Here is a 12,167-nt window from a genome sequence, read left to right as displayed (position 1 = left end):
TTCTGATGGTACTTGGTCTTATCAGATCGGCACCTTAAACGACGGTACGTACAACTACACCGCAACGGCTACCGATGCTGCTGGTAATCCAAGTGGTACCAGCTCTGTATACGCTATTACGGTGGATACAACTAAGCCTGTAGTGGCCATTACCGGCTTTGCTACCGACTCTGGTACACCGAACGATCACTTGACCAATGATCCAACCCCAATGTTGCAAGGCACTGGTGAAGCAGGGGCTACCATTGCGATCTATCAGGGTACTTCTGCCACCCCATTGGGTACCGCTATCGTCGGTACAGATGGTAAGTGGAGTTATCAGATCGGCACCTTAAACGACGGTACTTATAACTACACTGCAACGGCTACCGACGCTGCTGGTAATACCAGCACGGCAACGAGTGCGTATGCGATTACCGTTGACACCGCAGCACCGAATGCTCCAAGCATCACTAGCTTTGTCACAGACTCTGGCACGATCAACGATCACTTGACCAATGATCCAACCCCGATGTTGCAAGGTACTGGTGAAGCAGGGGCTACCATTGCTGTATTCCAGGGCACTACTAAGCTCGGCACGGCTGTCGTGGGTTCTGATGGTACTTGGTCTTATCAGATCGGCACCTTAAACGACGGTACGTACAACTACACCGCAACGGCTACCGATGCTGCTGGTAATCCAAGTGGTACCAGCTCTGTATACGCTATTACGGTGGATACCGCGGCGCCAGTAGCACCGACTTCCTTAGCCGATGCTGCCAAGAATGCAGCTGGTTATGTGAACAATGCTGTGCAAACCGTGACGGGTACTGCCGAAGCTGGTTCTACTGTCACGATCTATGACACCAATGGCACTACCGTACTGGGTACAGGTGTGGCTACCGGTGGCACCTTTAGCATTACGCTCAATAGCCTAGTCGATGGCGCTCACACCTTAACCGCCAAAGCAACGGATGCGGCTGGTAATGTCTCCACCGTCTCTAGTGGTCTGAGCTTGACGGTGGATACTGTTAGGCCAAACACCCCAATATTGACGCTTGGCACAGGTGTTAGTGGTGGCGCCACCTCTGCTGAGGCAACTCAGGGGGGCGGTGTTGTATTGGTTAACGCAGAAAATGGAAGCAATATCGTAGTCACATTCACAAATGGCTCTCATACCGTTACAAAGACTTTAACTGCAACAGGTGTGGATCAAGCTGTAACATTATCTAGCAGTAACCTTACAGCATTAACAAATGGGACAATTTCTGTTACTGCAGTAGCTACTGATAGCGCTGGGAATGTGAGCTCTACTAGTAGCACAAATTTTATATTGGATACAGTAAAACCAGTAGCACCGACTTCCTTAGCCGATGCTGCCAAGAATGCAGCTGGTTATGTGAACAATGCTGTGCAAACCGTGACGGGTACTGCCGAAGCTGGTTCTACTGTCACGATCTATGACACCAATGGCACTACCGTACTGGGTACAGGTGTGGCTACCGGTGGCACCTTTAGCATTACGCTCAATAGCCTAGTCGATGGCGCTCACACCTTAACCGCCAAAGCAACGGATGCGGCTGGTAATGTCTCCACCGTCTCTAGTGGTCTGAGCTTGACGGTGGATACCGCGGCGCCAGTAGTTACTACTGCAGTTGCAACAGGATCTGGAATTACATCTGGTTCAGGAACGCTTAATTTAAATAGTGTCGTAACACTCACGCTTACAACATCTGAATCTGTATACGTAACAGGCTCACCAACACTAACTTTAAGTGATGGGGGAACAGCATCTTATGTCAGTGGAAGTGGTACCTCATCTCTGGTATTTAGTCATACAGTTGGTGCTGGACAGTCGACGTCCGATTTGTCTATTACTGGCCTCAATCTTAACGGAGGTACATTATTAGATACTGCAGGTAATGCGCTAACTCCCTCAACGGTTGCGCAAAATCCAATTGGTACTCTTGTTGTATCAACAGCTTCGACTGCTCCTACAGCAAATGCAGAGAGTATTTATTTGAATGCCTCTTCAGGTACCTCTCTTACATTGCTTGATAGTTGGTTGACTAAAAATGACGTTGATCCTCAAAATGCAGCAATGAATATTTCTTCGATTGCTGGAGGGGACTCTAATACGACCATTACCCATTCTGGAATATCTTTTACCCTTAAGCCTGGTAGTGGAACCTTCACATCATCCCTGACTTATTCTGTAACTGATCCGAGTGCATTAGTTTCCAATACTGCAACAGATAGCGTTAATAAGATTTACAACGCAGCTTTAACTGGTTCTGCTACTGGAAGCAATATTCTGATAGACAGTTCTGGCGTTTCATTAACTGGTGGTTCTGGTTATGATATTTACGCAGTTGAGGGGCACACTGGCACTCAAAAAACCACTATTGCTAGTTTAGGCGCGGGAGGAGATGCTCTGTATGTCACAAGTGGTAATACTGTTACTGCAACGATAAGTGCTGGTGGATTTATTGCAGACAGCCTAACCATCAACAATGGTGGTACTGTTACCTTGAATACCTCAGGCAACACAATTGACTTATCTGCGTCAAGCACTGGAACTTCCGGTTACACGTTAGTAAACGCTGGAACTGGTACATCGTTAATTGGTAGCGGTACGGCTGACATTATTACCGGTGGTTCTGGGGTCGACACTATTGCAGGCGGTGCTGGTGCTGATACCATCACTGGTGGTGGCGGAGCTGACACGCTCACTGGTGGCGCAGGTGCTGATACCTTTAAGTATGCGGCCATTACGGATCTAACCACTACACCAGCCACGATTGAGAAAATCACTGACTTCAATAGCGGGGATGGAGACAAAGTCGACTTTGGTACCTTATTGTCCACTGCGACTAGTTTGACTAATACCATGAAGATTGATGCTACCGATGGTAGTTCAACCCATGACTTGGTGAGCATTACGATTGGAAGCTCAACCTATCTCGTTGATGTCAACAATGCCAATACCGGAGCTGGTATATCGGGTTCTCACTATGTAGAAGTTGATTCTCAAGCCTTGCTGGGTAATCCGACAACTGGAACACAAGCTTCTTGGACCGATATCGTAGATGTCAAGAGTGCTACTGGTTTCCTTGGTGATACCGGTACGGCTAGCATTAGCGGTGATGGCTGGACATTAAAAGTGATGGATGCAGGAGTAACTCATCAAGAATCCACCATCAACGGTACGCAAACGGTTGAGTTCTTCAAGAATGGTGCAAAAGTCACTGATGTCAATGTGCAAATTACGACATCAGACGGCGTTGTTCACGATGTTAGCCATGCCGACAAGATTACTTGGCACGGCTAATTTAGCCAGCTATTAATCAGGCCGGCCTTAGCGCAAAACATTCAGCCCCTTAAAAAGGGGCTGAATGTTTTAGTCTATTTGGAGTCACCCTAAAACTGCAATATGCAATCTAAAAATGCAGCACGGTATTGCTGGTCAGTTTTTGGGGCTGTGTCACGGAATTAATTGTGTGATCACTAATCTCGTGCATGATGGCATCAGCGCCATCGGGCTTTAGGTGACAAACCCATACCTGAAATTCTGGGTGACATACTTTTTGGTCGAGTTTCCCGAGCTCTTGCATCAGAAGAGACGGGGATAGATGTCCGGATGCAATTGCTAATTCCTCCTCATGATCTAGGAATGAAGTTTCAATAATGAGATGTTTGAGGTTTTTTTGTTGGTTAATGGCTTGCCAAAAATCATCGCTCACACCAGTATCGCCACTAAAGACCAAAGTCCTTGTCTCGGAGGCGATTGCATAGGCATTTGCCGCAATGCTGTGAGCAACCGGCAGGGCGGTAATGGTGAATTGATCAAACTTCATGAGTTCATTGAGCTCTATTATATGAAGCGAGATAAATGGATTTTCAGCATTCGGGATTTTTGTAAAGTCTGGCCAGATGACATTATTAAAAATGTGTTCTTGCAAGGCATGAATGGTTTCATGGATACCATAGACATTTAAGGGTGTGCGTCGAGAGCCTCCTACCGCATCGGCCATAAGAGGCAAACAGCAAATGTGGTCTAAGTGACTGTGCGTTAAAAAAACATGATCAATCTTTCGTAATTGATCTAACGATAAGTCGCCCACTCCCGTGCCAGCATCGATCAACAGATTGTCGTTGAGTAGTAGGGAGGTTGTGCGAAGGTCCGCGCCAATACCACCGCTGCAGCCTAAGACTCGTAAAGTACAGGTCATAAATGATTTTATCTTGATCTTAGCTGGCTAGCTTACTTTTTGGTAAAAGTAAAGCTACCATCCCAATCCTCGCCAGGAGGATTGGCGCGTAGCTGAGGAATACGCTCTAGGTACAGCTCATAGAGAACTTCACCCGTACTGCAATGTTGATGGAGTAATGTCTCAAATTGGGATTGAGCAACATCCCAATCTTGACGACGATAGCTTTGCAGGGCCTGTTCAAATAATTTCAGGGCGACCAATTTCTCTTCAGAAACCGCGCCTTCGAAACCGAGTGGCTCATAAATTTTTACAGCAATGTCTTTGCCTTTCACGCGCACCTTATCTACTTCACGTGCCACTAAATCTGGAAGTTTTTTGTAGGTCTCTTCGCCGATGATGATGGCAGCACCATATTCCTTAGTGATGCCCTCAAGGCGAGAGGCCAAGTTCACGGCATCGCCCATGACGGTATAGGCGAGGCGGATTTCAGATCCCATGTTGCCTACACTCACGCGACCACTATTTAAGCCTATGCCGACCTTAATTGGTGGCCATCCTCTTTTGATAAATTCATCATTTAGACGCTCCATTGCTTTGAGCATTTCGAATGCTGATTGAACACCGTGGCGCGCATGATCAGCATCCAAAATTGGGGCACCCCAGAATGCCATGATGCAATCGCCCATGTATTTATCAATTGTGCCGCGATGAGCGTAAATAACTTGAGTAAATGGCGTTAAGAATGCGTTAATAAACTCAGAGAGGGTTTTGGCATCCAAACTTTCAGAAATGGTTGTAAAACCTCGTACGTCACTAAATAGGATTGTGAGCTCACGGCTTTCACCCTCCATATTAAAGTTGGCAGGGTTTTGTGCCATTTCATCTACCAACTCAGGGGGTACGTATTGTCCGAAAAGGCCGGTAATTAAACGTTTATTTTTAGATTCTACGAAATAGCCATAAGCAATATTGAATAAGTAGACGCCTAGCAATGTGCTTAACAAGGAGGCGAGTGGTAAAACTATGCCCTTATTGTAGGCAAAAAGATTTAAGCTCGTCATCAACCCAATACCCAAGAGAGCAACCAATGTGCTGCTCATTGGGCTCAAAAAAGGCAGAATTAAAGCTAAACAAAGGCCGAGCAAAACTATGAGAGCCAGATTGGCTGCATATGTCCATAAGGGGGCTTGCTTGATCGTGCCATCCAATATTCCAGTGATCATATTTGCATGGATCTCTACACCTGGATAGGCATTCCCTACGGGAGTAGCGCGTAAATCCAGCAAGCCTGGCGCTGTCGTCCCTACTAATACAATTTTGCCCTCAAGTTTTTCTTTGGCAACGGTTTTATTGAGTACATCACTTGCAGAAATGTACTCATAGCTTTTATATGGCCCTCGGTAGGGAATGAAGCTTGCTAATTGACTATCGACTGGCAACATAGCGCCCCCAACATCAAGGAATTCTAGTGCACCAAAGTAATTTGTTTTCTCATTTAGTTCAATCCCGTTAGCATCTAGCGCTTTCAGAGGAAGGCTACCCAATAGGGCTCTAGCGCTTGCGAGACCAAGGGATTCATAGTAATTGCCTTCATAAGAAACCAGCATCGGAATGCGCCGAATAATGCCATCATGATCAATGATGGGATTAATGTGGCCACCATCAGTTGCGTTGATTTGAAGTAGGGCTAGATTGCCTGTAAAACCCTCACGAACCATGGGGTCTGCAGTAGATGATGGAATTTGCTTTGCTGTAAATACCGCAGCAGGCAATACCCCTTTTTTATTTTTATCACCAGGGATGAGAAAGCTATATCCCAAAATAACCAAGCGATCTTTGAAACTATTGGCAAATTGACTATCTAAATCCAGCAGAGGTTTAATGCGCTTATATTGCGATTGAAATCCTGCATCATTTTTTAATTCGCCTTTGGACAAGAGATCAATCGTTCGAATGCCTGAAGATTCATCTCGTTCTGAAAAGATAACGTCAAATCCTGTCAAAGAGACGTTGTAATCATCATTTAGGCGGTTGACTAAGAGTGCTAGGCGATCACGTGGCCACGGCCAGCGACCCTCACCACCAGCCTCGCGTTCACGTAAACTTTTTTCATCAATATCCACAATGACCACCCGAGGATCTTGACCTCCTGGGGCGGTATAGCGCAGGCGCACGTCATAAATTATTCCATCCAAACGCTCAATGAATGGTAAAGCGAGCCAGCCGCCTGCTTGGGTGGCAAATAGACCTACAATTGCAAACCCCAGGACTAAACGGGGAAGTCTTTTTCTTAAGGCGGCAAGGCGCTCGCAGATCTTCGGGTTCATAGGCTTTGGGTGATTAGCGTCGGGATTGAATTAATAAAATCATAGCAGTTATAGGGCTAATAATAAGGGGAGTGATTTACTATCATATTTAGCAACGTTTTTACAAAAGAAAGCACGACGAGTGATATATTGACTTAGGAGTCATTTAATTTACCCAATACCAAACGATTCACTATGTCAAAAACACCCAAAACTTCTATAAAGGACAAAAAAGCCGTTATGGAAGAGGCGAAATCTACCAAATCTAGAAATCGAGAAAACTCAAAGGTGGCGGCTCCTAACCGTACTAAAGCTAAACGCAAGCCTCAGGTAGAAACTCAAGATAATGTTGCCTCAAATGAATCTAATGAGGTTATAGCAAAAGAGCTTAAATCTGGGCCCCAACAGAAGAAGGTTTCAAAGAAGCAATCTGATTTGCTTGAAAACCTATTTAATGAGGCAGTTGATTTGCATTTCGGTGGAAGGCTCGAAGAGGCATGGTCCCAATACCAGGAGATTTTGAAGGTAGCACCGCTATATTTTGATGCCGTACATTCGATGGGATTAATTGCCGCACAAATGAACGATCTTGAGATGGCGCGAAAATTATTCGATCAAGCTCTCGTGATTAACCCCGTCAATCCTCAGGCGCATAATAATTTGGCGAATGTTTTAGTAAAAGCGGGTATGGTCTCAGAGGCGTTGTCGCATTATGATCAGGCGATTGATTTGGAGTCAGGTTATGCAGAAGCCCTCAACAATCGTGGAATCTTGCTGCATAGTATTAAGAGACCTCGTGATGCCATCGATAGTTTTAGCAAAGCAATTGCCATTAATTCAGAGTTTGTTGAGGCGATTTTCAACCGGGGAAATGCTTTAGCGCAGTTAAATGAATTCATACCGGCAATACAGAGTTATGACAAAGTCATTGAAATAAGGCCAACCTATGCAGCAGCCTACAATAATCGTGGTGTGATTCTCAGAAACATAAAGCAGGCAGAAAAGGCTTTGATAAACTTTGATAAAGCTATAGCGATGGATTCAACCTATGCAGAGGCTTATAGCAATCGTGGATACGCACTTCTGGATCTTGGAAGGAGTTCTGAAGCCTTGATGAGTTTTGACATGGCTTTAAAGCTCCAACCTGATTATCCCTCCGCTATAGAAGGCAGAAAGCTAATTCAATAGTAGATTGAGCACCTTCTTTAAACGTAATCTGGGTTAAATGGTCAGTATTGCGACTAGATCTTATTGGCAGCGACCCTAACTTTTCTAAAAATGACTTTTTTGTGATGCCAATATGGCTTTAACTATTAAGAAAAATTTAAAAAACCTTAACACCATTTTGATTGTGTAATTTGTTGATATCACTTAAAACCATTGGTCTTAATGTTCTAACTTATGCGACTTTGTTGTTTGGTGTCAGCGTAGCTATTGAAGTTCATGCTGCTTGCATAGGCGATCAATCTGCGGTAGTGGTACGAAGTGTGTATGTTGTTCCTCAATTGGCTCCAACGCAGTTGTATGCAACTTGGGCACCTGTATTAGAGCGAGTAGGAAAGAGCGCTAAGGCTTGTTTTGACTTGCAAATTCCCGTTAGTATCAATGCCTTTGAAAAAGCTGTGATGAGCGGTAAAGCGGATTTTGCATTTATGAATCCCTATCATTTAGTGATGGCTCATCGCGCGCAGGGATATGATCCTTTGCTAGCTGATGGAAAGCAATTACTCGATGGCATTATTGTTGTGAAAGCAGATAGCCCCATTACCAGCATTGCCGAACTCAAGAATCAAAAAGTAGCCTTCCCATCGCCCAACGCATTTGGGGCCTCTCTATTAATGCGATCCCTTTTTTCTAAAGCGCATGTTCCGATTACTCCGGTATATGTACGCTCTCACGGTAATGTCTATCGTGCAGTGATTTTGGGTGATGCCGCTGCAGGAGGGGGTGTCAACGCAACTTTTTTACGCGAGCGCTTAGAGGTGCGTGAGCGTTTGCGAATTTTGTATGTTAGCCCTGGTTTTAGGCCACATCCTTTTGCCGTGCATCCACGTGTGCCACAGGGTATCAATGTAGCTGTGATGGAGGGCTTCATGAATCTGAAGCGCGATCCTTCCTCCGAAGCGTTATTGGAGGGAATACAAATGCCTGATCCGATTGCAGTAAGCTATAAACAAGACTATCAAGCTTTGGAGAATTTGGATTTGGATAAATTTGTGGTGAACGATGCGAATTGAACGTCGCCGTAGCGCTAGTCAAATAGCGCTCCCCAAGGTTATTTACACCATCTCTGGGTTGGTCTTGATTTTGATGATCTTTACTAGCGTATGGACTTATTACAGTATTAATAATTTGTTGCGCGTCACTCAAGATCGCCGTGAGCAGGCCTTGATTAAGGGCGTTGCTGTCGCTATTAGTGATCCTATAGTCACAAGGGACTACACGGAGTTGGAATCTAGGCTAGTAGATACGCTGGCTAATGAGAATATGCTTTCCGTCACAGTTACCGACACTAAGGGTAATGTGATTTTGAACTTAGCAAAATCCAAGACCAATTCTGGAGAAGTGAGTCTAGTTTTTGATCAACCATTTATAAGCCCTCCGGTTAATACGACCTCAGATTTAGTTAAAACCCAAGATAGTGGCGTTGTCACGCTCTGGTACCAGGTGAGGGCGGGTGTTGTTCTCGGTTGGCTACGGATAGAAATGTCAACCCAAACAGATGATCAAATTCTCAATACCTTGCAGCGAAACATCATCCTTAGCGTTGCCCTAGTTTTCCTGGCCCTGATCTCCATCATCATTGTGATTATGAGAAGGTTCTTCAGGGTGATTGAGGCTGGTGAGAACGCTCTGATTGAGTCTAATGATTTGCTAGCGAGCGCTGCCTATGTGGATGCCCTCACAAAATTACCCAACCGCAGTGCTCTAATTCCGCTGTTGGAGCAGGCAATTAGCAATTGCCATCAGCAAGGCGGTCTATTGGCTATTTGTTTTTTGGATTTAGATGGTTTTAAGCAGGTGAACGATAGCCTTGGCCATACAGCGGGTGACGAGGTATTGATTGAGGTGGCTCAGCGTTTGCGGGCAACTATTCGTGGGGATGATGCGGTCATACGCCTTGGTGGAGATGAATTCGTCATGTTGCTAGGGGGCATACAGACCCAGCAGGAATCCCATTACCTCTTAAGACGGGTGCTAACGGCCATCCAAAAGCCCATCAAGCTGCAGCATGACAAAGTGACCATTGGAGCCAGTATTGGCGTGACTTTGTACCCATTTGATAACTCCACCCCTGCAGAAATGGTGGAGCATGCGGATGAGGCCATGTATGAGGCTAAAAAGCATGGAAAAAACGGCTGGCATTTCCATAAAAATATGCCACTTTTGGAGAAGAAAGTCTGAAGAGGATCTAAATCTCACCTCAGATTCGAGATCTCTTCTCTCCAATAAATACCTATAAGTTATTGATTTATATAGATAATTTGAGCAGTCTTAGCATTGCTCATTATAGTAGTTGATAAGTACTAAGCTCTATCCCGTACTTGTACTAAAAATACCCCTCTTAAATCAGTCCTGCAACTACTAATTTAAAAGTAGTCGCATCTCATTTGATTTAAATCAAGGAAACCTATTATCTCTTCCATGGTTAAGTCAAATCCACTCAGAAAAAGCCCAACCCCCAGGGATCGTTCGCCACGCGTAAAGGCTACGTTTCCTGTGCATGCAAAAGGTGGCGCCAAGGGTATGACTCAGGACATCAGTGCAACAGGCATGTTCCTAGAGTTGGATGCAAACCATAAACCAGGATCCATTATTTCCTTTTGGGTTGAATTAGATACCCCGGGAGCAAAGATGAAGTTGGTGTGTGAAGCAGAGGTAGTGCGTGTTGAACAAGCAGACGGCAAGATCAAACTCGGCACCAAGATCATCAATCAAGAATTACAAGCAATAACCGAATAGCAGTAAATAACTAAAACCAAGTAATTAATTAATAAGTGAACTCAGTTCAGGAGATTTAAAAAATGGCAGATAACTTAACTATCGACACTATTACATCAAGTTCTAGCGCTAAAGAAGGTGAGTCACTCTCCTTCACTATTAATACGTCCAGAGCATCGGAAAATACTTGGGTACGATTTCAGTTAACTGGATCAGAAACTGATGCAAATGTAATTCTCAATAGCAATGTACGGCTAGTAGACGCGGCCACAAATACTTACGAGGTATTAGTTAAAAAAGGTGAGACATCTGGAAAAATTACTATTAAAGACAGGGATGACAATATCTTTGATGGCAATAAAACACTTGGGATTAATGTTCTTGATAACTTTACCAATTCATATGGAATTAAAGGTGGGTTAACTGCAAAATCTGCTTTAACAACTATCTTAGATAGCGATGACATTCCTAAAGTTACCCTTAAGTCAACTGGCGAATCAGTAAGCGAAGGTGGTATTGGTAATTTGAAGATTAATCTCGACCATGTCTCTTCTGGCGACACTACCGTAACTCTTCAGCTAAGCGGAAATGCATTGGAGTTGGCAAAGTCTGGCGGCCTAAGCGTTGGAAATCAGCCGCTCTCTGTTGATTCAAGCGGAAAAGTTGAAGTGACCATACCCGCATTTAGCTCTTCTGTGGATGTAAGCGTAAGGTTTAACAATGACAATTTATTCAGTGGTGACAAGTCACTTACTGCAAAAATTCTTTCTGCCAACACCAATAATACAAACTTAAACGTTTCAAGCAAAGGCGATGACGCTGGTGCAACGATTAAAGTTAAAGATGTTCCTCCAACAGTTAGTATAGACGTTACAGATACCAATAAAACTGTTGTTGAAAGAGGTGATATTCATTACAAAATTTCCCTCAGCACTGCCTCAAATTCAGACACCGTTATTAAGTTTGCGCTCAACGGTACGGCAACCAAGGGAGTTGACTATTCTGTAAATGGATCCGTTAAGTCCGTTTCAGATGATGGTAAGGCTTACTACACTATCACCATTCCAAAGGGTGAGAAAGAAGCAATATTTACCGTTCACGCTAACGAAGATTTTGTTAAAGAGGGCGGTGAAACAGTTGTTGCAACCATTACTTCTGCAAAAACAAATGGTGTTCAGTTAATTTCCTTGGGTGAAGATCATGGCGATGACTATGATGACCATGATGACCATTCCTCAATCACTTCAGCACCTTCAGCTACTGCAACTATTACCGACTTTAATCACGCTGCCACTTTTGATTCTGGCGCCAATAAAGACCAGGGCTCGGTTACAGAAGATTTCACAAAACCAACATTAAGCACTACTGGTAAGTTAACAGTAACTGATCAAGATGTTAATGAGTCAAGTATTGTCAATAACTCTGTTGCACCAAAAGATGGTACATTGGGTAATCTCACTATTGATGAAAATGGTAACTGGAGCTATTTAGTCGACAATGACAAAGTTCAGTATCTTGGTGAAGGTGAGCAAAAAGATGAGGTATTCACAGTCAAATCCGCTGATGGCACTGAGCATACGATCACTATAACCATTACAGGCACGAACGATGCTGCAGTGATTGGTGGTACAAGCACTGGTGATGTCACTGAATTAGGTGGCATTAACAATGGCAACCAACCTGCAAGTACATCTAGTTCTGCGAGTGGTACTTTAACTATCGGTGA

The 12,167-nt window shown here is 44.3% G+C and carries 8 protein-coding genes; 6 read left to right on the top strand and 2 right to left on the bottom strand.

Annotation, left to right across the window (positions count from 1 at the left end):
- Window positions 1–3,310 (top strand): Ig-like domain-containing protein (locus ICV39_RS08720; protein ID WP_251372671.1); only part of this gene is annotated, 3,310 nt, incomplete at its 5' end.
- Between the two features lie 109 nt (window positions 3,311–3,419).
- Here the strand turns inward: ICV39_RS08720 and ICV39_RS08715 are convergent.
- A complete protein-coding gene (locus ICV39_RS08715) occupies window positions 3,420–4,211 on the bottom strand; it encodes a 3',5'-cyclic-nucleotide phosphodiesterase (RefSeq protein WP_215389699.1) in 792 nt (263 codons plus the stop codon).
- A 32-nt stretch (window positions 4,212–4,243) separates the two neighbouring features.
- Complete coding sequence (locus ICV39_RS08710; RefSeq protein WP_215389698.1) at window positions 4,244–6,520, bottom strand: CHASE2 domain-containing protein; 2,277 nt, start codon at window positions 6,518–6,520, stop codon at window positions 4,244–4,246.
- A gap of 174 nt (window positions 6,521–6,694) precedes the next feature.
- On the opposite strand from ICV39_RS08710, the gene ICV39_RS08705 reads away from it, so the two are divergent.
- The 5 genes from ICV39_RS08705 to ICV39_RS08685 all read left to right on the top strand — a co-directional run.
- Entirely contained in the window at window positions 6,695–7,687 is a 993-nt protein-coding gene (locus ICV39_RS08705; protein ID WP_215389697.1) for a tetratricopeptide repeat protein, read from the top strand.
- 170 nt (window positions 7,688–7,857) lie between these two features.
- Window positions 7,858–8,736: a phosphate/phosphite/phosphonate ABC transporter substrate-binding protein gene (locus ICV39_RS08700; protein ID WP_215389696.1), complete on the top strand. Its 879-nt coding sequence runs from the start codon at window positions 7,858–7,860 to the stop codon at window positions 8,734–8,736.
- A complete protein-coding gene (locus tag ICV39_RS08695; protein ID WP_215389695.1) occupies window positions 8,726–9,904 on the top strand; it encodes a GGDEF domain-containing protein in 1,179 nt (392 codons plus the stop codon). The genes ICV39_RS08700 and ICV39_RS08695 overlap by 11 nt, the downstream gene beginning before the upstream one ends.
- A gap of 240 nt (window positions 9,905–10,144) precedes the next feature.
- On the top strand, window positions 10,145–10,462 hold the full coding sequence (locus tag ICV39_RS08690) for a PilZ domain-containing protein (RefSeq protein ID WP_215389694.1): 318 nt from the start codon (window positions 10,145–10,147) through the stop codon (window positions 10,460–10,462).
- A 62-nt stretch (window positions 10,463–10,524) separates the two neighbouring features.
- Window positions 10,525–12,167: VCBS domain-containing protein (locus tag ICV39_RS08685; RefSeq protein WP_215389693.1), on the top strand; the 1,643-nt coding region annotated here is incomplete at its 3' end.

Origin of the sequence: Polynucleobacter sp. MWH-UH25E (genome assembly GCF_018687095.1) — a bacterium.
GTDB lineage: Bacteria > Pseudomonadota > Gammaproteobacteria > Burkholderiales > Burkholderiaceae > Polynucleobacter.
This window is presented reverse-complemented; position numbering and strand designations above follow the sequence as displayed.

Coding starts and splice junctions, on each gene's coding strand:
- ICV39_RS08715 (WP_215389699.1), bottom strand. CDS start 4,211: ATGACCTGTACTTTACGAGTCTTAGGCTGCAGCGGTGGTATTGGCGCG.
- ICV39_RS08710 (WP_215389698.1), bottom strand. CDS start 6,520: ATGAACCCGAAGATCTGCGAGCGCCTTGCCGCCTTAAGAAAAAGACTT.
- ICV39_RS08705 (WP_215389697.1), top strand. CDS start 6,695: ATGTCAAAAACACCCAAAACTTCTATAAAGGACAAAAAAGCCGTTATG.
- ICV39_RS08695 (WP_215389695.1), top strand. CDS start 8,726: ATGCGAATTGAACGTCGCCGTAGCGCTAGTCAAATAGCGCTCCCCAAG.
- ICV39_RS08690 (WP_215389694.1), top strand. CDS start 10,145: ATGGTTAAGTCAAATCCACTCAGAAAAAGCCCAACCCCCAGGGATCGT.